The sequence below is a fragment of the Massilia sp. PWRC2 genome, from assembly GCF_049896725.1.
In the GTDB taxonomy this organism is placed as follows: domain Bacteria; phylum Pseudomonadota; class Gammaproteobacteria; order Burkholderiales; family Burkholderiaceae_D; genus JAFCUW01.
Genome location: NZ_JAFCUW010000001.1, coordinates 1,010,358 through 1,032,766 on the forward strand (window position 1 = coordinate 1,010,358; position 22,409 = coordinate 1,032,766).

17 protein-coding genes are annotated in these 22,409 nt (G+C 63.3%); 10 read left to right on the forward strand and 7 right to left on the reverse strand.

What is annotated here, in order from left to right; genetic code table 11:
• The first annotated feature begins 158 nt into the window (after nucleotides 1–158).
• The 3 genes from ACP7BZ_RS04460 (at nucleotide 159) to ACP7BZ_RS04470 (ending at nucleotide 3,322) form a co-directional block, all read left to right on the forward strand.
• A complete protein-coding gene (locus ACP7BZ_RS04460) occupies nucleotides 159–1,217 on the forward strand; it encodes a 3-deoxy-7-phosphoheptulonate synthase (protein WP_426110428.1) in 1,059 nt (352 codons plus the stop codon).
• Nucleotides 1,218–1,299: 82 nt separating this feature from the next.
• On the forward strand, nucleotides 1,300–2,340 hold the full coding sequence (gene tsaD / locus ACP7BZ_RS04465) for a tRNA (adenosine(37)-N6)-threonylcarbamoyltransferase complex transferase subunit TsaD (RefSeq protein WP_426110429.1): 1,041 nt from the start codon (nucleotides 1,300–1,302) through the stop codon (nucleotides 2,338–2,340).
• A gap of 139 nt (nucleotides 2,341–2,479) precedes the next feature.
• Nucleotides 2,480–3,322 carry an endonuclease/exonuclease/phosphatase family protein gene (locus ACP7BZ_RS04470; protein ID WP_426110430.1) on the forward strand — a complete coding sequence of 281 codons (843 nt, stop codon included), beginning with the start codon at nucleotides 2,480–2,482 and terminating at the stop codon, nucleotides 3,320–3,322.
• A 43-nt stretch (nucleotides 3,323–3,365) separates the two neighbouring features.
• Here ACP7BZ_RS04470 and ACP7BZ_RS04475 read toward each other — a convergent pair whose 3' ends face one another.
• From ACP7BZ_RS04475 to plsY, 5 genes are all read right to left on the reverse strand, one after another.
• Nucleotides 3,366–4,172, reverse strand: coding sequence for an ABC transporter ATP-binding protein (locus tag ACP7BZ_RS04475; protein WP_426110431.1), 807 nt, complete (start codon nucleotides 4,170–4,172; stop codon nucleotides 3,366–3,368).
• 1 nt (nucleotide 4,173) lies between these two features.
• Nucleotides 4,174–5,076, reverse strand: coding sequence for a nitrate ABC transporter permease (gene ntrB / locus ACP7BZ_RS04480; RefSeq protein WP_426110432.1), 903 nt, complete (start codon nucleotides 5,074–5,076; stop codon nucleotides 4,174–4,176).
• 10 nt (nucleotides 5,077–5,086) lie between these two features.
• Nucleotides 5,087–6,337 (reverse strand): CmpA/NrtA family ABC transporter substrate-binding protein, encoded by a 1,251-nt coding sequence (locus ACP7BZ_RS04485; RefSeq protein WP_426110433.1) that lies wholly within the window; start codon nucleotides 6,335–6,337, stop codon nucleotides 5,087–5,089.
• 176 nt (nucleotides 6,338–6,513) lie between these two features.
• A complete protein-coding gene (locus tag ACP7BZ_RS04490; RefSeq protein ID WP_426110434.1) occupies nucleotides 6,514–7,158 on the reverse strand; it encodes a DsbA family oxidoreductase in 645 nt (214 codons plus the stop codon).
• A gap of 65 nt (nucleotides 7,159–7,223) precedes the next feature.
• Complete coding sequence (gene plsY, locus ACP7BZ_RS04495; RefSeq protein ID WP_426110435.1) at nucleotides 7,224–7,859, reverse strand: glycerol-3-phosphate 1-O-acyltransferase PlsY; 636 nt, start codon at nucleotides 7,857–7,859, stop codon at nucleotides 7,224–7,226.
• Nucleotides 7,860–8,054: 195 nt separating this feature from the next.
• Between plsY and ACP7BZ_RS04500 the strand changes: the two genes are divergently transcribed.
• The 4 genes from ACP7BZ_RS04500 to ACP7BZ_RS04515 all read left to right on the forward strand — a co-directional run bounded on the left by ACP7BZ_RS04500 (nucleotide 8,055) and on the right by ACP7BZ_RS04515 (nucleotide 13,567).
• Nucleotides 8,055–8,744: a response regulator gene (locus ACP7BZ_RS04500; protein WP_426110436.1), complete on the forward strand. Its 690-nt coding sequence runs from the start codon at nucleotides 8,055–8,057 to the stop codon at nucleotides 8,742–8,744.
• Nucleotide 8,745: 1 nt separating this feature from the next.
• Complete coding sequence (locus ACP7BZ_RS04505; RefSeq protein ID WP_426110437.1) at nucleotides 8,746–10,221, forward strand: sensor histidine kinase; 1,476 nt, start codon at nucleotides 8,746–8,748, stop codon at nucleotides 10,219–10,221.
• Between the two features lie 188 nt (nucleotides 10,222–10,409).
• A complete protein-coding gene (locus ACP7BZ_RS04510; protein WP_426110438.1) occupies nucleotides 10,410–12,500 on the forward strand; it encodes an ATP-binding protein in 2,091 nt (696 codons plus the stop codon).
• 107 nt (nucleotides 12,501–12,607) lie between these two features.
• A complete protein-coding gene (locus ACP7BZ_RS04515) occupies nucleotides 12,608–13,567 on the forward strand; it encodes an IS1595 family transposase (protein WP_426110439.1) in 960 nt (319 codons plus the stop codon).
• A 69-nt stretch (nucleotides 13,568–13,636) separates the two neighbouring features.
• Here ACP7BZ_RS04515 and ybaK read toward each other — a convergent pair whose 3' ends face one another.
• Nucleotides 13,637–14,131 (reverse strand): Cys-tRNA(Pro) deacylase, encoded by a 495-nt coding sequence (gene ybaK / locus ACP7BZ_RS04520; RefSeq protein ID WP_426110440.1) that lies wholly within the window; start codon nucleotides 14,129–14,131, stop codon nucleotides 13,637–13,639.
• Between the two features lie 39 nt (nucleotides 14,132–14,170).
• Here ybaK and ACP7BZ_RS04525 point away from each other — a divergent pair, with 39 nt between their 5' ends.
• Nucleotides 14,171–15,145, forward strand: coding sequence for an endonuclease/exonuclease/phosphatase family protein (locus tag ACP7BZ_RS04525; protein ID WP_426110441.1), 975 nt, complete (start codon nucleotides 14,171–14,173; stop codon nucleotides 15,143–15,145).
• On the opposite strand, the gene ACP7BZ_RS04530 is transcribed toward ACP7BZ_RS04525, so the two are convergent.
• Nucleotides 15,126–17,687 (reverse strand): sensor domain-containing protein, encoded by a 2,562-nt coding sequence (locus ACP7BZ_RS04530; protein WP_426110442.1) that lies wholly within the window; start codon nucleotides 17,685–17,687, stop codon nucleotides 15,126–15,128. The genes ACP7BZ_RS04525 and ACP7BZ_RS04530 overlap by 20 nt on opposite strands.
• A gap of 343 nt (nucleotides 17,688–18,030) precedes the next feature.
• Between ACP7BZ_RS04530 and ACP7BZ_RS04535 the strand changes: the two genes are divergently transcribed.
• Both ACP7BZ_RS04535 and ACP7BZ_RS04540 read left to right on the forward strand, forming a co-directional pair.
• Nucleotides 18,031–19,251 (forward strand): efflux RND transporter periplasmic adaptor subunit, encoded by a 1,221-nt coding sequence (locus tag ACP7BZ_RS04535; protein WP_426110443.1) that lies wholly within the window; start codon nucleotides 18,031–18,033, stop codon nucleotides 19,249–19,251.
• Nucleotides 19,252–19,254: 3 nt separating this feature from the next.
• Nucleotides 19,255–22,365 carry an efflux RND transporter permease subunit gene (locus ACP7BZ_RS04540; protein WP_426110444.1) on the forward strand — a complete coding sequence of 1,037 codons (3,111 nt, stop codon included), beginning with the start codon at nucleotides 19,255–19,257 and terminating at the stop codon, nucleotides 22,363–22,365.
• The last annotated feature ends 44 nt before the right edge of the window (nucleotides 22,366–22,409 follow it).

Genomic DNA, 22,409 nt, shown 5'->3' on the forward strand with positions numbered 1-22,409 from the left:
TTACACGGCGGCGTGCCTGTGGTGCAAATGCGCGCGCCCTTGCTTGCGCGCGGGGAAACATTGACTGCCACAATGGTCTCAATGGCAAGCGCTTGGCGGACACAGGCCGCCGTTTGCGGCTACACTGATTCCTGATCCACCACCCGCACAGACGCACCATGACCACCCACGATATTGAAAACAGTAACGTCAGCTCGTTCGCGCGCATGCCGTCGCCCCTCGAACTGCACCGCAAACTGCCACTCACGGCCACCGCCTTCGACACCGTCATGCGTGGCCGCGCCGCCCTGCGCGACATCATCGACCGCAAGGACAAGCGCCTGTTCGTCGTCGTCGGCCCCTGCTCGATCCACGACCCGGTTGCCGGCCTCGATTACGCCGCCCGCCTCAAGACGCTGCAGGCCGAAGTGGCCGACACCATGCTGCTGGTAATGCGCGTGTATTTTGAAAAGCCGCGCACCACCACCGGCTGGAAGGGCTATATCAACGACCCCGACATGGATGACTCCTTCCACGTCGACCAGGGCATGGAAAAGGCCCGCCAGTTCCTTCTCGATGTGTGCGAAATGGGCATGCCCACCGCCACCGAAGCGCTCGACCCGATTTCTCCCCAGTACCTCGGTGACCTGATCGCCTGGACCGCCATCGGCGCCCGCACCACCGAATCGCAGACCCACCGCGAAATGTCGTCCGGCCTGTCGACCCCGGTCGGCTTTAAAAATGGCACCGATGGTGACATCAGCATTGCTGTCAACGCCATCCTGTCGTCGGCCCATCCGCACTCTTTCCTCGGCATCAATGGCGAAGGCACCGTATCGATCGTGCGCACCAGCGGCAACGCCTACGGCCACGTGGTGCTGCGCGGTGGCGACGGCCGTCCCAATTACGATTCGGTGTCGGTGGCGATTGCCGAGCAGGCGCTGGCCAAGGCTGGCCTGCCGGCCAACCTGGTGGTCGACTGTTCGCACGCCAACAGCTACAAGAAACCGGAACTGCAGCCTCTGGTGATGTCTGACGTCATGCAGCAAATCCGCCACGGCAACCGCTCGCTGGTGGGCGTGATGATCGAGTCAAATATTGTCGGCGGCAACCAGAAGATTCCTGCCGACCTGACCCAACTCAAATATGGCTGCTCGGTCACCGATGGCTGCATCGACTGGGCCACCACCGAGACCATGCTGCGCGCCGCCCACGCCGAACTGCTGCAGCGTCCCTGAGCGCAGCATCCCTTCGAGCACGCCGTCCACCGATGGCGTGCTTTACAATACCGCCCTCCCCTCTTTTCTCTGGCTACAGCCCATGATTGTTCTCGGCGTCGAATCTTCCTGCGATGAAACCGGTCTCGCCCTCTACGACACCGAACGGGGCCTGCTGTCGCACGCCCTCCATTCGCAGGTGGCCATGCATGAACAATACGGCGGCGTGGTGCCGGAACTGGCTTCGCGCGACCATATCCGGCGCGCCCTGCCGCTGCTGCAAACCGTGCTGGACACGGCCGGCATGACGCTGGCCGAAGTCGACGCCATCGCCTACACCGAAGGACCCGGCCTGGCCGGCGCCCTGCTGGTGGGCTCGTCGGTGGCGTGCGCGCTGGGGCTGGCGGCCGACAAGCCGGTGCTCGGCATCCACCACCTGGAAGGCCATTTGCTCTCGCCCTTGCTGGCGGCCACTCCGCCGGCGTTTCCCTTCATCGCCCTTTTGGTGTCGGGTGGCCACACCCAGTTGATGCGGGTCGATGGTGTCGGCCAGTATGAACTGCTGGGAGAAACGCTCGACGATGCCGCCGGCGAAGCGTTCGACAAGTCGGCCAAGCTGCTCGGCCTCGGTTATCCCGGCGGCCCGGCCATTTCGCGGCTGGCCGAAGCCGGCGACCCGCTGGCGTACAAATTGCCACGGCCGATGCTGCACTCGAAAGACTTCAATTTCAGCTTTTCCGGCCTGAAAACCGCGGTACTGACGGTGGTAAAAAACCATCCGGAAAAAGATAGCGCCGCCATCAGCGCGCAGGACAAGGCGAATATTGCACGCGGTTTCGTCGACGCCATCGTCGACGTGCTCACTGCCAAGTGCATCAGTGCCCTCAAGCATACCGGCCTGAAACGGCTGGTGATCGCCGGCGGCGTCGGCGCCAACAGCCAGCTGCGCGCGGCCCTGAACAGTGCGGCTGTGCAGAAAAAATTCCAGGTGTTTTATCCGGAGCTGGAATTTTGCACCGACAACGGCGCGATGATCGCCTTTGCCGGCGCCATGCGCCTGAAAATTAATCCGCTGGCGGCCAAAAAGGACTACAGTTTTAATGTGCGACCGCGCTGGTCGCTGGACGACATCCGCGAAATCTGAGCGGCATGTGGTTTAGTTTCCCTCAGTCATTTACGCATATTAATCAGGCATTTACAAAGTGTAACAACATCCTACGGTGTTCTCGTCGTCTCCCGAAAACTGGCAAGATGCCAGCGTTTTCTTGACGTGGAGGTGAGGCATGCGGGTAGTCAGCTGGAATATTCACTGGGGTTGCGGGAAAGATAGCCGCATACGCATTCACGCCATCATCGACGTGCTGCGCAAACTCAATCCTGATGTGATTTGCCTGCAAGAAGTGGCATCAAATCACCCCGAACTCGAAGGCAGCGCCAGCGCCAACCAGTTCCGCCAGCTCAGCGGCGCTTTCGGCGGCTATCACGCGGTCATTGAACCGACCTCGGAAATTTACCAAAACAATTTGCCGCGCCAGTTTGGCAACCTGTTGCTCTCAAAATACCGCATGACCCAGGTGCACCGCCACATGCTGCCGTGGCCGCCCGATCCGGACAGCCCGGCCGGCATGCCGCGCGGGCTGATCGAAACGGTGCTGGAGGCCCCTGGCGGCAAGCTGCGCATACTCACCACCCACCTCGAATATTATTCAACGCTGCAGCGCATGGCGCAGATACAGTACCTGCGCTATCAGCACTGGGAAGCGTGCGAGCGCGCCGTCATCTTCCAGCCTGATCCCAGCCTCGATGCGCCGTTTCAGCTCGGCTACCGGCCCGGTTCCGCCATTTATTGCGGCGACTTTAATATGCTGCCCGGCTCGGCGGAATACCAGGCGCTGCTGGCACCGGGCGAAGGGGCGACGCTGCCGCTGGTCGATGCCTGGGGTTTAAAAAACGAGCAAAAACATGCGCCCACCGCCGGCCTGCATGGCTTTGCCTGGCCGGACAAGCCGGATACCTATGACTATTTCTTTGTCACCGATGACCTGGCACCGCGCGTGACGTCGGTGGACGTGCTGTCGGAGACGGCGGCGTCGGATCATCAGCCGATCTTGCTGGAACTGGCTTAGGCGACATGGTTGGGTGCGAAATTGGGGCAGGCCCCTGCAGTGCTCACGCAGCTTCCTTGCCCGGCCGCGACTGCCGCCGGTACAAAAACTCCAGCACCCGCATGCGGTAATCGATATACAGCGGGTCTTGCGCCAGCGCCACCCGGTCGCGCGGGCGCGCCAGCCGCACCTGCACGATGTCGCCGATGGTCGCCGCCGGTCCGTTGGTGAGCATGACGATGCGGTCCGACAGCAGCACCGCTTCGTCGACATCGTGGGTGACCATCACCACCGTCGAGCCGGTCTGGGCGACGATGCGCAGCAATTCATCCTGCAGATGGGCGCGGGTGAGCGCGTCGAGGGCGCCGAAGGGCTCGTCGAGCAGCAGCACCTTGGGCGCCATCGATAGCGCGCGGGCAATGCCGACGCGCTGCTTCATGCCACCCGAAATTTCATGGGGCCGCTTGCTGGCGGCAGCCGTCAAGCCCACCAGCGCCAGCGCTGCGTTGGTGCGCTCGCGCAATTGCATAGTCGGCTCGCTGGCGCCGAACACCCGTTCGACCGCCAGATAGACGTTTTCGAAGCAGGTCAGCCACGGCAGCAGCGAATGGTTTTGAAAGACCACGGCGCGCTCGGGCGACGGACCGTCGATTTCGCGGCCGGCGCAGATCAGGGCGCCGTCGGTGGCGCGGGTCAGCCCCGCCAGCAAATTGAGCAGGGTCGATTTGCCGCAGCCCGAGTGGCCGATCAGGGTGACGAATTCGCCCTGTTCAATGGTCAGATCGACATTGGCGAGCGCGTGAAAGCTGCCTTTTTTGGTGTCGAAGCGCATGTCGGCACCCCGCACTTCGATGAATTTGGCCTTGTGCATGTCAGTGTCCCGGGTCTGCGTATGTCACCGATTTGGCCAGCGCCACCAGTGCCTGCTCGAGCACCAGCCCGACCACCCCGATGACGACAATGGCAATAATAATGTGCGGCACATTCAAATTGTTCCACTCATCCCACACCCAAAAACCGATGCCGACGCCGCCCGTGAGCATCTCGGCGGCGACGATCACCAGCCAGGCGGTGCCAATGGCCAGACGCACGCCGGTGAGCATGTAGGGCAGCACGGAGGGCAGCAGTATCTTGGTAAAAATCTTCCACTCCGACAGGTTCAGCACGCGCGCCACGTTCATATAATCCTGCGGCACCCGCTGCACGCCGACGGCGGTGTTGACGATCATCGGCCAGATCGAGCAGATAAAAATCGCCCAGATGGCAGCCGGGTTGGCGGCCTTGAATACCAGCAGCCCGATCGGCAGCCAGGCCAGCGGCGACACCGGTTTTAGCAGGCTGATGATGGGGTTGAACATGGCCGCCATAAACCCGAAGCGGCCGATGATAAATCCCAGCGGAATGCCGACCAGCGCCGCCAGCCCAAAGCCCACCGCCACCCGTTTCAGCGAGGCCAGAATATTCCAGCCGATGCCCTGGTCGTTCGGTCCCTTGTCATAGAAGGGGTCGGCGAACAGGCGCAGCGCTTCGGCGCCAGTGACGGCGGGCGAGGGAAAGGCCGGGTTGTTGAGCGAAATGGCTTGCCACACCAGCAGCAAAAAGCCCAGCCCCACCAGCGGCGGCAGCACCAGCAGCAGCGCGCTGCGCAGCCGTTCGGCAGCGGGCGAACGGCCCAGGCGCACGCCCTGGCGCGCCAGCCGCTCGCTGCGGCGCGGCTTTTCCGGCACATCCCCGGCCTTGGACTCGGGCCCCAGCGTCTCGATCACGGCACTCATGGCATGCTCCTCAGGCGCGGATTTTGAAACTGTCGGCGTAGGCTTTCGGGTTCTTGCCGTCCCACACGGTGCCATCGATGAGCTTGGTGGTGCGCATGCTGGTTTTCGGCACGGTCACCTTGGCCAGCGCCGCCCCTTCCTTGTACAGGGCGATCTGGTTGACGGCAGTGGCGGTGGCCAGGTAATCGGGCTCGGCCTTGAGCAAGCCCCAGCGCTTGTGCTGGGTCATGAACCACATGCCGTCCGACAGATACGGAAAATTGACACCGCCATCGTCGAAAAACTTCATGTGATTGGGGTCGTCCCAGGTCTTGCCCAGGCCATTCTGGTAGCGCCCCAGGATGCGCTGGTTGATGACATCGACCGAGGTGTTCACATACGATTTGTCGGCGATCGTTTCGGCCATCTTGCTCTTGTTCGACAGCGAGGCGTCGATCCATTTGCTGGCGTCCAAAATGGCAGCGATCAGCGCGCGCGCCGTATTCGGGTGCGCCTTGGCCCACTCGGACGTGGTGCCGAGCACCTTTTCCGGATGGTCGCGCCAGATGTCCTGGGTGGTGGTGGCGGTAATGCCGACGCCGTCGACGATGGCGCGGTGGTTCCACGGTTCGCCCACGCAAAAGCCGTCCATATTACCGACGCGCATATTCGCCACCATCTGCGGTGGCGGCACGGTAATGACCTTGGCGTCTTTCATGGGATTGATGCCATACGTGGCCAGCCAGTAATACAGCCACATCGCGTGGGTACCGGTGGGAAAGGTTTGGGCGAATGAATATTCGCGCTTGTCTGCCTGCATCAGCTTGGCCAGCGAGGCGCCATCGACGCCGCCTTTGTCGGCCACTTTTTTTGACAGGGTGATGGCCTGGCCGTTGTGATTGAGGTTCATCAGCACGGCCATGTCTTTCTTGGGACCGCCTATGCCCATCTGCACGCCATAGACCAGGCCGTACAGCACGTGGGCGGCATCGAGCTCGCCATTGACCATCTTGTCGCGCACGCTGGCCCACGACGATTCCTTGCTGGGAATGATCTTGATGCCGTACTTCTTGTCGAAGCCGAGCACCGAGGCCATCACCACCGAGGCGCAGTCGGTCAGCGGAATGAAGCCGATGCGCACTTCTTCCTTTTCCGGCTTGTCGGAGCCGGCGGCCCAGACGCCGCCGCTGGCCAGGCCGGTCAAGGCCACGCTGGCACTGGCGCTGGCGCCCGCCTTGAGCAGGGTACGGCGCAGGCGGCTGGGATTGTGGTCGTCGTTCATGGTTTTCCTTGTTGGGCGCCGGCGGCAGATAGATCACTATCAGCAAGCGGCGTGCCAGCAAGGAAAGGGGGATGAAATGCAAAAACCCCAGCGGGCGCTGTCACAGCGTCGGCCGGGGTTGGGACTGGACAGCACCGCAACAGGGCGCCGCACCAGAATGGAGCGTTAGTCGTGTCTCAGTCGGCCTGGGCAACGATATCGCGAATCGCCTGCTCGAACACTTCAGGCGGCTGGCCGCCGGAAATCAGGTGCTTTTGATTGATGATGATCGCCGGCACCGAATTGATGCCATGGCGCTGAAAAAACTGCTCGCGCTCGCGCACTTCGCTGCCATAGGTATCGCTGGCGAGAATTTTCTTCGCTTCGGCCTGGTCGAGCTCCACCTGGCCGGCCAGGCGCACCAGCACATCGTGCGAACCGACATGTTCGCCAGCCGTAAAATAGGCACTGAACAGTGCCATTTTCAATGCGTGCTGCTTGCCTTCCAGCCCCGCCCAGTGGAGCAGGCGGTGCGCATCGAAGGTGTTGTAGATGCGGTCGCGGCTGCCGAATTCAAAGCCGAGCGCTTCGCCACGGGCGCGGATCATCTCGCTGCTTTCGGCCCGCTGCTCGGGACCGGCACCGTATTTATTGAAGATGTGCTCGCCGATATCCTCGCCTTGCGGCACCATTGCCGGGTTCAGCTCGAAAGGCTGAAAGTGGATGCTGGCGTCGACGGCGTCGCCAACGTTGTCGAGCGCCTGCTCGAGCGCCTTCAGGCCGATGATGCACCACGGGCACGATACGTCCGACACAAAATCAATCCTCATTTCCTTGCTCATGGCACTCTCCATTTTGTTCAGAAGCCTAGATGGGCATGCGACGCGGAAATTCAAGCTGGGACGGCTTACTTGTGGGCCCCTTTGGCGGGCTTGGCGACAGCGCCCTTGCTGCCTATCCGGCTTTCCTTGCCAGCCAGCAAATTGCTGATGTTCTTGCTGTGGCGCCAGACCAGCAAGCTGCTCATCAATAGTACAGCGATAAACATTTCATCGACGCCATTCATGAGGCCATAGAAAAAGGGCGCGAAGATGGCGGCGATCAAGGCCGCCAGCGATGAATAGCGAAAGGCGTAGGCAATCACCAGCCAGGTCACCAGGGTGCCCAGACCCAGCCACACGCTCACGCCAAACAGCACGCCCAGCGCGGTGGCCACACCCTTGCCGCCGACAAATTTGAAAAAGATGGGATACAGGTGGCCGATAAACACCGCCAGCGCCACCATGGCGACGCCGGCATCGGCCACGCCGTACTGGGGCGCCAGGCGCAGCGCCAGCCAGACGGCGAACCAGCCCTTGACGGCGTCGCCGATCAGGGTGGCGATGGCGGCTTTCTTGTTGCCGCTGCGCAGCACATTGGTGGCGCCGGGATTTTTCGAGCCATAGGTACGGGGGTCGGACAGGCCGAACAGGCGGCTCATGACGACGGCAAACGAAATCGACCCGATCAAATAGGCGGCGATGACAAATATCAGGGTGTTCATGGTTTCTCTCTGGTGGCTTTTGTTATCACTCCGGCAAGCTGCACCGGGGTGCTGAATATACACCATCGATGCGCGCCATTGCCAGCCATGATAGCAAGCATCGGCGGCGCGGCAGCGCCGCCGCGCGGTGTAAATCAGTGTAAAGATCAGGCAGCCGGGCGGCGGCGGCGCGCCCCGCTTTGCTATGATCGCAGCATGAAAAAGGTATTGCTGATCGATGACGATGTGGAACTGGTGGACATGTTCCAGGAATACCTGACGCAGGAAGGGTTTGCCGTCGCCACTGCCCATGACGGCGTGCAGGGCACCGCGCTGGCGCTGTCGGGCAACTACAACATTGCCGTGCTCGATGTGATGATGCCGGGTGTGAATGGCATTGAAACCTTGCGCCGGGTGCGCCAGCACAGCCGCCTGCCCATCCTCATGCTGACCGGCCGCGGCGACGACAGCGACCGCATTCTCGGCCTCGAACTGGGCGCCGACGATTATGTCACCAAGCCGTGCACGCCGCGCGAACTGACGGCGCGCATCCGCGCCATCCTGCGCCGTGCCGAAGCGCCGGTGGCCGATGCCGTCAAAGCGCTCACCCTCAAGGTCGGCAAGCTGGAAATGACGCCCGCCATGCGGCGCGCCACCATCGCTGGCGAGCCCCTGCAACTGACCAGCACCGAGTTCAATCTGCTCGAAGTGCTGGCGCGAAACGCCGGGCGCCCCGTCAGCAAGAATGAATTATCGGAAGAAGCACTGGGACGACCGCTGGCCCGTTTTGACCGGAATATCGACGTTCACCTGAGCAGCCTGCGGCAAAAGCTGGGCACCCTGGCCGATGGCCGCTCTTGCCTGCTGACCATTTTCCGCCAGGGTTACCAATTGATCGGCGACTGACATGGGTCGCCTGTTCTGGAAGTTTTTTGTCGCCATCCTGCTCGCCCAGGTCGCCGCCACTGGCGGCGTCGGCGCGTTTTTCTGGCTGCGCAGCCAGGCCGTCGAACGCAGTCACGCCGCCAGCACCGTTGACACCGGCATGCGCGCCAGCGCCACCCTCGATGCGGCGGCGGTCGCCTTCAAGTATGGCGACATTGCCGGCCTGCGCGAGTTCCTGCAAACGGGCATGGGTGCCAATCTGTACGTGCTCGATGGCGCCGGCACCGAACTGCGCGGCCGGCCGGTGGCAGCGGCCCTGCGCGGCCAAGCGCAGCGCCTGCTGGGCACGGCCGAAGGGCACGCGGTGGTGCGCAATTTTTCGAATGAGAATGGCAGGGGAGCGGTCTGGACCGCCTTCGTCATTCACGGCGTCGGCCATGGCGGCTTTGGCGACGCTGCACGGGCGTTCCCCGCAGCGCCGCCGCTGTTCGGCGGGCCGCCCGCCCTCGCCCGTCCCACCGAGCCCGGTGCCATGCGCGGCGACGCCCATGGTCCGCGCATTCCGTATATCGGTATCGTCATCGGCATCCTCGCCAGTTTTGTCGTTGCCGCCGTGCTCGCCTTGTATATTTCGCGTCCCATCCGCGCCCTGCGCAGCGCCTTTGCCGCTGCCGCCTCGGGCGATCTGGCGCCCCGCTTTGCCGACGGCAAGCCAGGCAAGGGCGATGAATTGATTGAACTGGGACCCGAATTCGACCGCATGAGCGGCAAGCTGCGCGCCCTGATGGACAACCAGCAGCGCCTGCTGCACGACGTTTCCCATGAACTGCGCTCGCCGCTGGCCCGCTTGCACGCCGCCATCGGCCTGGCCCATCAAAATCCCGACAAGCTGCGCTCCTCGCTCGAACGGATCGAACGCGAAAGCATGCGAATGGACAAGCTGGTGGGCGAACTGCTGACCTTGTCGCGCCTGGATACCGCCATCAACCTGCCGCCGCTGGAAGACGTCGCCATCGGCGAACTGCTGCACCAGATCGCCACCGACGCCGATTTCGAAGCCGAACTGTGCGGATGCCGCGTGCAACTGCTGGGCCACACCGACAGCGACGACGCCAGCATGCAGGTGCGCGGCGCGCCCGAGCTGTTGTGGCGCGGCATCGAAAATATCGTGCGCAATGCGATAAAGTATTCGCCGCCCGGTGCAGTGGTGGAAATCGCGGTACAGGCGCCGGCAGCGACGACCCCGACCGCGGCCCGCCGCGTCCTCATCGATGTCCGCGACCGCGGTCCAGGCGTGCCGGAGGCCCATCTGTCGAGTATCTTCCAAGCCTTTTTTCGCTCAGATCCCAGCGCCAACAATATCGACGGCCACGGACTCGGACTGGCCATCGCCCAGCGCGTGATCGCTGCCCACGGTGGCACGCTGGCCGCCCGTAACCGCATCGGCGGCGGCCTGTGCGTGAGCATCATGCTGCCCTGCAGCAGTGCGACGAGGTAGTGAACAGTCACCATTGCTGCGACCAACAGTCACCACCGAGCGTGCGCGCCGGTAATCGATTTTATGTAAAAATGGGCAATGTCAGGCCATCTGCCCCCTGCCGCGCTGTTTACAGACCCGACCCACCGCTGCCCAATACTTGATGCAGGCGTGTCGCACCATGCGAACGTGTTGCCGAAGATGGTGCGGTGAGCGGCACGTTTGCGCGGGCGAACCGGGGCGCCGCCCGCCTGGCGCACAGCACGCTGGCGCGAAAAATTTCCCAGTTAGAAGAGGCGAAGGCCAACCAGGCCTTCCAGCTCGAGCTCAGCGACCGCATCCGCCAGTTCAGCGATCCCGACGAAGTCAGTGCAATCGCCTGTGCCCTGCTCGGCCGCACGCTGGGGGTGTCGCGCGTGCTGTACGCCGAAGTCCATGCAGAAGACGGTACTGCCTATGTGCGGCACGACTGGACCGCCGGCGACTGCCCCAGTTTGGCGGGCCAGCACAAAATCATGGATGATTTTAGCCCGCACATCATTAACGCCCTGCGTGCGGGCGCGACGGTGGTCAATCATGATGTGGCCAGCGACCCGCGCACGGCCGCCCACGTGCTGGCCTACCAGCACATCGGCATCCGTGCCGACCTGATCATTCCATACGTGCGCGCCGGCGTCCTGACGGTGGTGCTAACGCTGCAAAGCGCGCAGCCGCGCCAGTGGCAGCCGCACGAACTGCGGCTGGCGCAGGAAACCGCCGAGCGCACCTGGTCGGCGGTCGAAGCGGCGCAGGCGCAGGCTGCCCTGCGTTACGAACGCGACCGCAGCCAGTCCATCTTCGACAGCATGGCCGAAGGCTTCGCCGTGCTCGACCGCCATTGGACCATCTTGCAGGTCAACGCCGAAGGCCTGCGGCTGACGCGGCGCACGGCGGCCGAGGTGATCGGCCGCAATCACTGGGAGGTATGGCCGGAGCTAAAAGACACCGCAGCGGAGCTGGTGTACCACCGGGTCATGCAAACAGGTATCACGGAAATCATTGAGCTCCTCTACACCTGGCCGGACCAGCAGCAGGCGTGGATGGAAGTCCGCGCGCAGCGCTCGTTCGATGGTGGCGTCGCCTTTTTCTTTCGCGACGTCAGTGAGCGGCGCGCCGCCCAGGAACAGCTGGCGCTGGCGGACCGCCGCAAGGACGAGTTTCTGGCAATGCTGGCGCACGAGTTGCGCAATCCGCTGGCACCGATCGGCGCCGCCGCCGATCTGCTGCAGGTGGCCCTGCTCGATGAAGCCTTAATCCGCCAGACCAGCCAGATCATCGCCCGCCAGGTACGTCACATGACCAGTCTGGTCGACGATCTGCTCGACGTCTCGCGCGTCACCAGCGGCCTGGTCGAGCTGAACATGGAGCGGCTCGATATCGCCCAGGTGGTGGCTGAAGCAGTCGAGCAGCTCAGCCCGCTTATGCGCGCGCGCCGCCACCGGCTGACGGTGAGCTCGACCGAACAGGCCGCGCTGGTGCTGGGCGACCGCCACCGGCTGGTGCAGGTGCTGGCCAACCTGCTTAACAATGCCGCCAAATACACCTTTGAAAGCGGCCACATTGCCGTCACCACCGAAGTGGGCGACGACCATGTGCTCATTCACGTGAGCGACGATGGCATCGGCATGGCGGCCGATCTGGCGGCGCATGCGTTTGACCTGTTCACCCAGGCCGAACGCTCGTCGGACCGCTCACTGGGCGGGCTGGGCCTGGGACTGGCGCTGGTCAAGAGCATCGTCGGCCTGCATCACGGCAGCGTCAGTTGCAGCAGCGCCGGCGCCGCCTGCGGCAGTATCTTTACCGTCTGCCTGCCGCGGGTGGCAGCGCAGCAGCGCGGCGCCGACGTCATCCCCATCGGCAGCGCCAGCGAGGTGGCCAAGACGGCGCTGCGCATTCTGGTGGTCGACGACAACGTCGATGCCGCCGTCATGCTGGCCATGCTGCTCGAAGCCGTTGGCCATGAAGTAACGGTCACCCACCACGCGCGCGGCGCGCTCGAGCACATCAGCACGGCAACGTCCGATGTGTTCCTGCTCGACATCGGCCTGCCTGGCATGGATGGCAACGAACTGGCGCGTCGCCTGCGCGCCCACGGCGCCAGCGCTGGCGCGGTACTGATCGCCATCACCGGCTACGGCCAGACGCAGGACCGCGCGCAAACAGCGGCGGCCGGCTTCGATTACCACTTCGTCAAACCGGTTGACCTGGAACAGCTGTATGCAATCCTGGCCGCGATCAAACGCGCTGAAACTGTCGCTTAGCCGGTCATACCGTTCGGCAGGCGCTTTACCCGTAAAGTCCGGACAGCTGTTGAACTTCATTCTCGCGCGCGACTCCAAGTTACTCGACCATTGATTAGGGGAGTGACATGGACCGCGCCGCCTTCGACCGGCTGTTACGACGCTTGCGGGCATTGGGCCTGCACGAGCGCGAGGAAGTGTGCCTGGAGATGGCCCACTCGATTTACGGCGAGCGCATTTACGCCCTGATCGAGCAGGCGGCCCAGGACCGCTTGCAGTGTCCACGCTGCCAGAACACCAGGCTGTATCGCGACGGCAGCGCCAATGGCTTACAACGCTATCGCTGCCGCCAATGCGGGCGCAGCTTTAATAGTTTGACGGACACGCCGCTGGCGCGCCTGCGCCATAAAGACCGCTGGCTGAGCTATCTCGATTGTTTGCGCGATCCGGCGTGTACCGTACACCGGGCAGCAAAAAAAGTGGGCGTGCATGCAAACACCAGTTTTCGGTGGCGCCACCGTTTTCTCGACTGGGTGAAATTTGACCGGCCGCGCAGCCTGCAGGGCATCGTCGAAGTTGACGAAACGTTTTTATTGGAGTCGCAAAAAGGCGCGAAGCAGTTAACACGACCTGCGCGCCGGCGCGGCGGCGTCGCCAGCCGGCGCGGCATTTCGGCCGAACAGGTCACGATCGTGGTGGCGCGCGACCGCGCCGCGAATACCATTGATTTTATCGGCGGCCGTGGCGCCTTAAAGGCAGCCAGTCTGCAGCGCCATTTGCTGCCAACACTGCAGAGCGATACCTTACTGGTCAGCGACGGCAATCCGGTCTACCGCCGGTTTACCCGTGACGCCGGCATTGCCCACCGCGCCGTCAATCTCAAACGAAAAATCCGCGTCGATGGCGCCATTCATGTGCAGAACGTGAATAACTATCACAACCGTTTTAAGGGCTGGCTAAGCCATTTCAATGGCGTCGCCACCCGCTATCTGGCGAACTACCTGGGGTGGCGCTGGGCCATTGATGACAATCGCGTTGGCAGTGCCGAAGGCTTCCTGAGAGCGGCGCTGGGGGTTTTCCGGAGTTAACGGGTAAAGCGCCGTTCGGTGAGCAGACATGGGACATATGGGGACATAGGTAAACTGAACGTCATTGCCCTAGCGCTCGTGCAGCGCCACCGTTACCGGCGTCGCCTGCAGCAATTGCAGCACGTCCTGCGGCGCCAGGCTGACCAGGTAACCGCGGCGGCCGCCATTGATATATATAATTGGCAGATCGAGAATGCTGCGCTCGATGTACACGGGCAGCGTTTTTTTGGTGCCGAAAGGGCTGGTGCCGCCCACCAGAAAGCCGCTGTGTCGGGTGGCCACTTCCGGCTTGCACGGTTCGATTTTTTTGCAGCCGATCTGGCGTGCCAGTTCCTTGGTCGACACTTTGCAATCGCCGTGCATCAGCACGATGAGGGGCTTGGCGCCCTCATCTTCCATCACCAGCGTCTTGACGACGGCGTGCTCGTCGACGTCCAGTTCGCGCGCCGACACGCTGGTGCCGCCCTTGTCTTCATAGGCATATGGATGTTTACCAAACGCAACGGCGTGCTTGCGCAGCCAGGCGGTGGCGGGGGTTTCGGAGATATGCTCTTTTTTGGCCATGCGTGATACGCTGTTTATTCATCGGGGGAGTCTGTCATTATGCAACAGGAAATTCGCTTTGCCACCTTCAACCTGTTGAACCTCGGTCCCGTCGGCGCCAAGCTGTACGACAATCTGGAACCTTGCACCGATGCCCAGTTCGAAGCCAAGGTCAACTGGACAGCACGGCAAATCGATTTGCTCGATGCTGACGTCATTGGTTTTCAGGAAATTTTTTCCCAAGACATACTCAAGCTGGTGCTATCGCGTACCGCCAACTACCGCGACGCCACCCATGTCGGCTTCGATGCCGATCCCGCCTGCGAGCGGCCGACCCCGACCGTGGCCCTGGTCTCGCGCCTGCCGCTGGCCGCTACCGCCGTCTGCTACACCACCTTTCCCGACGGCGTCGCCATGCCCGCTGGCAGCCGCGATGCCGACCGCTTCGCCCGCCCCGTGCTGCACGCGCAGGTGGTGGTGTCGGCGACGCTGACAGTCGATGTGCTGGTGGTCCACCTCAAGAGCAAGCGGCCCGATTACCGCACCGGCGACACCAGCGACGACTCCCTGCTGTATGCCCTCGCCTGCCTGCGCTCGCTGGTACGGCGCGGTACCGAAGCAGTGGCCCTGCGCGTACTGCTGAGCAACCTGCACCGCGACACGCGCCGTCCCTGCGTGCTGCTGGGCGACTTCAACGATGTCGCCGATGCCGTCACCACCGGCATCGTCATCGGTGCCGGTGCGCCGCTGGGCGAACGCTTGTTCGATGCTTACCAGTTGCAGCGCCGTCCCGATTACCTGGGCCATGTCGGCTTTTCCAGCATGCACGACGGCCAGTACACCACCATCGACCATATCCTGGTATCGGAAGAATTTAACGCCGACCTGCCCCATGCGATCGGCGAAGTGGTCGACGTCATTTATCTCAACGACCACCTGGTGCTGGGCGTGCCGGAAGCGTCCGACCATGGCCAGGTACTGGCGCGCATCCGACTGTTTGATCTGGCGCCCCCATTTACTGCTGCGGACCTGTAAACGGTTTACCGTTCGGATCAGCCAGCAGATCAGCTGGCGGATCACCCAGCGGATCACCCAAGTCAGGCTCGGGCGACGGCATCCCCGCATACCAGCCCTGGTAGGCATCGCAGCCATGCTGTTCCAGATAACGTAACTGCGACGCCTGTTCGACGCTCTCGGCGATCACCGCGCATTGCAGGCTGCGGGCAACGGCAATGATGGCGGGCACCACCGATTGCACGCCCGGCTCGGGTAGCAACTCGTCAATAAAACGCTGATCGATTTTTAACGCGGACAGGCGGTAGCGGCGCAAGCTCGCCAGGCTCGAGTATCCGGCGCCGAAGCCATCCACCGTCAGGCGCACGCCACGGCGGTGCAGCGCGTCGATGGTTGCAACGGTGGCGGCGTCGGGCTCGACCAGCATCGCCTCGGCGATGTCCAGTTCGAGGTACGCGGCGTCCAGCCCCGACTGCAACAGCGCGGCGTCAACCACGGCCATCAGCTGGCCATGCAAAAACTGGCTGGGCGACAGGTTGACCCCGACGATGACCTTGTACCCCTGCGCATGCCAACGCTGGCCCTGGCGGCAAGCCTGGCCCAGCACCCATTCGCCGATCGCCCCCATCAGCCCGGCCGACTCGGCCACCGGCAAGAACTGTTGAGGCTGCAGCAAGCCCTGTTGCGGGTGGCGCCAGCGCAGCAGCGCTTCGACACCGAGCGTGCGGCCGCTGGCGATTTGAATGACTTTTTGGTAGTGCAACTCGAACTGGTCGAGCGCCAGTGCCTGGCGCAGCTGCTGCTCAACTTCTACCTGTTCAAGCAGGTGGGCGTTCATGGCGGGACTAAAAAACTGCAGGGTGTTGCGGCCGGCCTGCTTGGCGTGGTACATGGCAACGTCGGCATGCTGCAACAAGGTGTCGGCGTCGTCACCGTCGTCAGGGAACATGGCGATGCCGATCGAGGCGGAGATGGCCACCGGGTCTTCGCGCGGGGGCACGCTGCCATTGCCCGGCAGCGGGTGGCGAATGGTCATCGGCTGCGCCACCGCCTGCATCACGGTGGCGGCCACGTGAGCGGCCTGGTCGGCGCCGCGGATATCGGCCAGGATGATGACGAATTCGTCGCCACCGTGACGGCTGACGGTGTCGACCGTGCGCACGCAGCGCGTCATGCGCAGCGCCAGCTCCTTGAGCACGGCGTCGCCGGCCTGGTGGCCGAGGCTGTCGTTGACCTGCTTGAAGCGGTCGAGGTCGATGAACATCAGCGCCACCCGCGTGCGCCGCCGGCGCGCCGTGGCCAGCGCCTGCTGCAGGCGGTCGAGAAACAGCACGCGGTTGGGCAGGTCGGTCAAAAAGTCGTGTTCGGCCAGGTGGCGCGTGTGCTCCTCGGCCAGCCGGCGGTTGCTGATGTCGCTGAGGATGACGATGTAGCTGCTGATGGCGCCGTCAGCGCGGCGGATGGCAGTGAGGGCCACATGCACCGGATAGATGTCGTGGTTGGCGCGCTCGCCGAAAATTTCGCCTTCCCAGTGATCGTGGTCGGTCAGGTAGTCCCAGATCTGCTGGTAAAAGGCGGGCTCGTGCGGTCCGTTCTGCACATTCGGCAGCGGCCGGCCGATGACCTCGATGGCGGCATAACCGGTAATGTCAGTAAAGGCCTGGTTGACGGCCAGCACCCGCTGCTCGCGGTCGAGGATCAAAATGGCGTCGCGGCTCTTGTCGAATACTTGCGCCGCCATCAGCAAGGTCTGCTCGGCGGCGAGGCGGGTGGAAATATCACGGATCACCGCGTAAGCGAGCTGTTCATGGTCGAGCGCCACCGAGGTTAACAGCACCTCGGCAAAAAAAAGTTCGCCATTGCAGCGTTTATATTGCCATTCGAACTGCTCGTTGCCTTCAATAAAGGCGCTGGCAGCGAAATCGGCGTCGCGCAGCAGCGACGACTGGCCACCGGGCTGCTGCTCGGGAGAGAAGTCGAGCAGGCTGTGCCCGACCAGCTGCGCATGCTCGCAGCCAAACAGGCGCAGCGCCGCCGGGTTGGCGTCCATCACAATGTTGCCGCGCAAGAGCACGATGGCGTCGTTGGAGCGCTCGAACAGTTGGCGAAAATGCACCCCCTCGCTTCGCAGCGCCGCTTCGTCGACCTTGCGGCCGGTGACGTCGATTTCCATGCACAGCACTTGCCGCGTAAAACCGTCGCGGCTGATGGCGTAATGGCTCGAATAGACCCAGCGCTCGCTGCCGTCGGCGCGTTCAATCAACCAGTCGCGCGGCGCCGGCACCTCGCCGCTGTCCCAGACGTGGGCAATGAGCTGGTCGAACTCGTCGTTGTGGCCGGGGCGCGGCACCACCGTGGTCAGGTGCTGGCCGATGGCGTCACGGGCGGGAACGCCAAACAGCGTTTCGCAACTTTTGTTCCAGTAACGCAGGGTGCCGTCGCGGTCGCAGCTGTGCACGGCGACATTCGGGGTGAGCTCGACGGCGGCGACGAAGCGATACAGAAAATCGAGCGCGGCAAGGCCGGCACCTTCCGGGTCGTTGCCGGGGTAATGCATTTGCATGTCTTCTGGCACTGCATCCTCGCTCTGTGGTGGCGGTCAACTCTGACTATGCATTTTGGATGGCCGGACAGTCTGGCGCTTGCGCGGCCTCAAAGTAGATCCCGGACTGCGCGCCGCCCCCGTTGCCAGGGGCAATGCGGGCGCGCTTCGTCGCGCTGTTGCGCACTTCATCGGCGCCTTTCGCCGGCCTGTCGCGCACTACTGGCCATGTGCCTGGTGTTTTTCTATAGTGTCACCATGCGCTTCCCGCTCCACCGGCTGACGACGGAGCACACGCGCACCGCTGTTCACGCAATTGCATTAACAATAACAATACCCCAAACCCTGTTGCCACCAAGCCCCCATGAAAATCGAGACCCTGCCGCTGCCCCCCGCCACCACTGCCCGCCGCCACTGGAAAAAAGGCGCGGCCCTGCTGCTGGTGCTCTTGAGCGGCGCCGGCTGGTACGCCATGAAGGCGCGCGCCACCGCCGCCACTGACGCCAAGGCCGTCAAAGACGGCGCAGCAGTGGCGGTATACGAGCTGTCAAAGGCCGATGTGGCGCTGATCAAGCGGCGCGAACTGCGCCTGGACCTGCCGCTGGCGGGCGCCCTGGCGCCCTCCGAGATGGCCACCGTCAAATCGAAAGTATCGGGTGTGGTGCTGGAGATGAGACTGCAGGAAGGCACGTCAGTAGCTGCCGGGCAAGTCATCGCCCGCCTCGACGCTGCCGACCAGCGCGCCCGCGTGGCGCAGATGCAGGCAGCCTGCGATGAAGCGCAGGCCCGCCTGTCGCTGGCCACCAAGAACCGCGCCAACAGCCAGGCTTTGCTGGCGCAAAACTATATTTCGCAATCGTCGCACGATACCAGCCAGAACAGCGTCGAACTGGCGCAGGCCAGCCTGGCCGCCGCCCGCGCCCAGCTCGACATGGCGCGCATCGCCCTGGCCGACACCGTCATCAAGGCGCCGCTGGCTGGCGTGATCAGCAAGCGTCACGTGCAGGCCGGCGAAAAACTGGCGCCGGACATGCCGGTGGCCACCATCGTCAGCCTGCGCCAGCTGAACCTGGAAGCGCAGGTGCCCGCCTCGGAAGTGCCGCGGGTAAAAATTGGGCAGGAAGTGCGCTTCAAGGTCGATGGCTTTCAGCAGCGCGACTTTATCGGCCAGGTGGCGCGCATCAGCCCCACCACGGAAGCCGGTTCGCGCTCGATGGTGGTGTATATCAGCGTCGACAACCGCGATGCCTCTTTGCGCGGCGGCATGTTCGCCAAGGGCGCCATCACCACCGAGAAGTCGGCGCCGGCGCCGCTGGTGCCGCTCGCTGCCGTGCGCCAGGTCAAGGGCGCTTCGGTGGTCTACACCATCAGCGCCGGCAAGGTCGCGCTGCAGCCCGTTACCCTGGGCCTGCGCAATGACGACGACGGCATCGCTGAAGTCAAAACCGGGCTGCAGGACGGCGCCACCGTGATCGTTGCGCGGCTCGATGCTGTCAAGCCGGGCCAGCAGGTCAGAATCGGCGCCGCCCCCACTGTGGCACCGGCCGCTGCCGCTGCTACTGCCACCAGCGCCAGCAAGGGATAAGCCATGTGGATCACCAAAACCAGTATCAACAACCCGGTGTTCGCCACCATGGTCATGGTCGGCCTGATGGTGCTCGGGCTGTTTTCGTACCGCACGCTGCCGCTCGAGAGCATGCCCAGCGTGGAAATCCCGTTCGCCTGGGTCGAAGTGCAATACCCCGGCGCCTCGCCCGAACAGGTGGAAAACGACATCACCCGCCCGCTCGAAGACGCCATCAATTCGGTCAGCGGCATCAAGACCATCCGCAGCAATTCGTGGGAAGGGCGCGCCGGCATCAGCCTGGAGTTTCAGCTCAGCGCCAATATCGACAAGGCCATGCAGGAAGTGCGCGACAATATCGGCCGCGTGCGCCCGGCCTTTCCCAAGGATGCCAAGGAGCCGCTGGTCATTCGCGCCGAGGGCGATAACGAGCAGCCCATCGTCGAGATGACCTTGATGTCCGACAGCCGCAGCCTGCGCGAGCTGTCGACCCTGACCGAGCAAGTCATCACCAAGCGCCTGCAGGGGGTGGCCGGGGTCGGCCAGGTGCGCGTCAACGGCCGCACCAACCGCCAGATCCTGGTCAACCTCAAGCCCGAGCAGTTACAGAGCCAGAACATCGGGGTCGATGAGGTGCTGCGCTCGATCCAGGCGACCAATGCCAATCTGCCGGCCGGTAACATCAGCTTCGGCGCCAGCGAACAGCTGGTGCGCATCGAAGGGCGCATGAAGACGGCGCGCGATTTCAATCGCATCATCGTCGCGCGGCGCGCGTCCGGTCCGGTCTACCTCGACCAGGTCGCCACCATCGTCGATGGCGAGCAGGAAGAAACCTCGGTCTCGCGCGTCAATGGCCGGCGCGCCATCTCGATCGAGGTGACCAAGGTGCAGGGCGCCAACGTGGTCGAAGTGGGCACCAGTCTGGCCCGGGTGGCGGCGCAGCTGCAAAAGGAATTCGGCAGCGACTACCAGCTGCGGGTGATGGAAAACCAGGCCGAGCGCGTCAAAAGCCAGCTCGACAACGTGAAAGAAACCATCATCGAAGGCGCCGTGCTGACGATGATCATCGTGTTCCTGTTCCTGCACTCGTGGCGCAGCACCATCATCACCGGATTGACCTTGCCGATTTCCGTGCTGGCCAGTTTTATCGCCATGAAAGCGTTTGGGTTTACCCTCAATTTCCTCACCCTGATGGCGCTGTCGCTGTGCATCGGCCTGCTCATCGATGATGCCATCGTGGTGCGCGAAAACATCGTGCGCCACCTGAACATGGGCAAGAGCCACCTGCGCGCCGCCTTCGACGGCACCAATGAAATCGGCCTGGCGGTGATGGCCACCACCTTTGCCATCGTCGCCGTGTTCGTGCCGATTGCCTACATGCAGGGGATCATCGGCCGCTTCTTCATGCAGTTCGGTATCACCGTGGCCGTGGCGGTGCTGGTCTCGCTGTTCGTCAGCTTTACCCTCGACCCCATGCTGTCATCGGTATGGCCGGACCCGGTGCAAGACCGCTTTAAATACGTGCCGTGGCTGGGCCGCCTGATGGAGCGCATCGAGCATGGCATCGACCGCGTGCACCTGTGGTACGGCGCGATACTGGCCACGGCGCTGCGCTGGCGCAAGGCCACGCTGGCGCTGGCGCTGGCCCTGTTCATCGGCAGCTTGGCCTTGATCCCGCAAGTGGGCGGCGAAATGTTTCCGGAGACCGACAATGGCTACATCCAGCTGCGCTTTAAAACGCCAGTCGGCTCCAGCCTCGATTACACCGCGCAAAAGGTCGAGCAGATGACCGCGGCACTGGGCGAATTCGGCAAGGACATCGATACCATTTCCACCACCGCCGGCACCTATGATGGCCGCAACACGGCGCAGATGAACCTCAAGCTGGCCGACCGCAACCACGTCAAGCGGCGCACGCAACAGGTGCTCGAAGGGGCGATTCGCCAGCGTCTCGAGTCGATCGCCGGCATCACCACCTCGGTGGGCAACCGCCCCATCTTTATTGCCATCCTCGGCCAGGACGAATCGAAGCTGGACGCGGTGGCGCACCAGTTGATGGAAAAAATGCGCATGATCAAGGGCGTCAAGGATATCGAGTACAGCCAGGAAGGCGCCAATCCCGCCACCATCTTAAAAATCAACAACGAGCTGGCCAGCGACCTCGGCCTGTCGGTGCAACAGATTGGCGCGGCCCTGCGGCCGTTCGTCGCTGGCGACCAGGTCAGCCGCTGGCTGGCGCCGGACGGCCAGAACTACGATGTCAACGTGCAGCTGCCAAAAAGCGGGCGCCAGAAAATCACCGACCTGGGCGACCTGTCGGTCGCTTCGAGCAAGCGCGACGCCGCCGGCAATCCGCTGATGGTGCCGCTGCGCCAGGTGGTCGAGTTCGTACCAGCGACCAGCCCGCAGGTGCTCAAGCGCCAGGCCCTCGAGCGCCGCGTGGCGATCTACGCCGGGATCGAAGGGCGGCCGAATGGCGACGTCAATGCCGATGTGCAAAAAGCCATCAAGACCATCGCCCTGCCGGTGGGCGTGCGCTTTGACATCGGTGGTGAAGCCGAGCGCATGGCTGAAACCATGGGCGGTTTTGTGGCCGCGCTGGCCATTGCCATCATCTTTATTTATCTGGTGCTCGCTTCGCAATTCGGCAGCTTCCTGCAGCCGGTGGCGATCATGGTGTCGCTGCCGCTGTCGATGATCGGCGTCATCGTCGCCCTGCTGGTGACGGGCTCGACTCTGAATATTTTCTCGGTGATCGGCATCGTCATGCTGATGGGTTTGGTAACCAAGAACGCCATCCTGCTGGTCGACTTCACCAACCATGCGCAGCGCGACGGCAAGGGGCAGATGGTGGCGCTGATGGAAGCGGGCCAGGTGCGCCTGCGGCCCATCCTGATGACCACCCTGGCGATGATTTTCGGCATGCTGCCGATGGCCATTGGCCTCGGCGATGGTGGCGAACAGCAGGCGCCGATGGGGCGCGCGGTGATCGGCGGGGTGATCACCTCGACCCTGTTGACGCTGGTGGTGGTGCCGGTGGCCTACACCTACCTCGACAATCTGGGCAAGCGCGCCGTGCGCTGGTTTCAGAGAGGGCGGTCGCTGCCAGCCAGTGAGGCGCTTGACGTCGCTTGACCGGCCAGACCATGCAAAACGGGCCCGCGATGACCGCGGGCCCG

What these genes read in the sequence shown, in the direction of transcription:
- ACP7BZ_RS04460 (WP_426110428.1), top strand. Translation starts at nt 159, where the DNA reads ATGACCACCCACGATATTGAAAACAGTAACGTCAGCTCGTTCGCGCGC.
- tsaD (WP_426110429.1), top strand. Translation starts at nt 1,300, where the DNA reads ATGATTGTTCTCGGCGTCGAATCTTCCTGCGATGAAACCGGTCTCGCC.
- ACP7BZ_RS04470 (WP_426110430.1), top strand. Translation starts at nt 2,480, where the DNA reads ATGCGGGTAGTCAGCTGGAATATTCACTGGGGTTGCGGGAAAGATAGC.
- ACP7BZ_RS04475 (WP_426110431.1), bottom strand. Translation starts at nt 4,172, where the DNA reads ATGCACAAGGCCAAATTCATCGAAGTGCGGGGTGCCGACATGCGCTTC.
- ntrB (WP_426110432.1), bottom strand. Translation starts at nt 5,076, where the DNA reads ATGAGTGCCGTGATCGAGACGCTGGGGCCCGAGTCCAAGGCCGGGGAT.
- ACP7BZ_RS04485 (WP_426110433.1), bottom strand. Translation starts at nt 6,337, where the DNA reads ATGAACGACGACCACAATCCCAGCCGCCTGCGCCGTACCCTGCTCAAG.
- ACP7BZ_RS04490 (WP_426110434.1), bottom strand. Translation starts at nt 7,158, where the DNA reads ATGAGCAAGGAAATGAGGATTGATTTTGTGTCGGACGTATCGTGCCCG.
- plsY (WP_426110435.1), bottom strand. Translation starts at nt 7,859, where the DNA reads ATGAACACCCTGATATTTGTCATCGCCGCCTATTTGATCGGGTCGATT.
- ACP7BZ_RS04500 (WP_426110436.1), top strand. Translation starts at nt 8,055, where the DNA reads ATGAAAAAGGTATTGCTGATCGATGACGATGTGGAACTGGTGGACATG.
- ACP7BZ_RS04505 (WP_426110437.1), top strand. Translation starts at nt 8,746, where the DNA reads ATGGGTCGCCTGTTCTGGAAGTTTTTTGTCGCCATCCTGCTCGCCCAG.
- ACP7BZ_RS04515 (WP_426110439.1), top strand. Translation starts at nt 12,608, where the DNA reads ATGGACCGCGCCGCCTTCGACCGGCTGTTACGACGCTTGCGGGCATTG.
- ybaK (WP_426110440.1), bottom strand. Translation starts at nt 14,131, where the DNA reads ATGGCCAAAAAAGAGCATATCTCCGAAACCCCCGCCACCGCCTGGCTG.
- ACP7BZ_RS04525 (WP_426110441.1), top strand. Translation starts at nt 14,171, where the DNA reads ATGCAACAGGAAATTCGCTTTGCCACCTTCAACCTGTTGAACCTCGGT.
- ACP7BZ_RS04530 (WP_426110442.1), bottom strand. Translation starts at nt 17,687, where the DNA reads ATGCAAATGCATTACCCCGGCAACGACCCGGAAGGTGCCGGCCTTGCC.
- ACP7BZ_RS04535 (WP_426110443.1), top strand. Translation starts at nt 18,031, where the DNA reads ATGAAAATCGAGACCCTGCCGCTGCCCCCCGCCACCACTGCCCGCCGC.
- ACP7BZ_RS04540 (WP_426110444.1), top strand. Translation starts at nt 19,255, where the DNA reads ATGTGGATCACCAAAACCAGTATCAACAACCCGGTGTTCGCCACCATG.